This is a genomic window from Streptococcus sp. HMSC067A03, from assembly GCF_001814295.1.
Lineage (GTDB): Bacteria > Bacillota > Bacilli > Lactobacillales > Streptococcaceae > Streptococcus > Streptococcus constellatus.
The window spans coordinates 1-434 of record NZ_KV815660.1; the positions used below are offsets into that span (position 1 = coordinate 1).

Below are 434 nucleotides of genomic sequence, written 5' to 3' on the forward strand. Positions count from 1 at the left end.
TTTTTCATCTTTTTTTATTTTCCTCTAGCTTTTTTCCCTGTGCCAAAATTCAAGTCTAAGTTTGCCCCTCTTATAAAACCAGTCTAGGAGATTTGTAATCTAATACTCTCTTTGGATAGTTATTCATCCAATTTTCAATAAATGCGACTTGTTGCTGAGTCGCATTTTTGTTTCCCTTAGGCAATTCCAATTGATTGAGCGTATCCAATACAAAGTCAGTATCTTGACAATCTGAAATGGTGTAAGCTACCATCTCACGATTGTAGAGATCCATGACGGAAGATAGGTAGACAAAGTAGAGGTAGGTAATGTCTGTGACTAGCTTCTCCAGTGGCTTTTCTACTTGAAACTCACGATTTAGCTTGTTTTCCGTCACATAGTAAGGCTGACCTATATTTGCCACCTTCTTAGGACGTGCACGACAGAGCCAACTA

General features: G+C 38.5%; 1 pseudogene. It reads right to left on the minus strand.

Annotated elements, in window-relative coordinates:
* Nucleotides 1-70 precede the first annotated feature (70 nt).
* A pseudogene (locus HMPREF2963_RS09585) lies at nucleotides 71-434 on the minus strand (hypothetical protein); the annotation flags it as partial.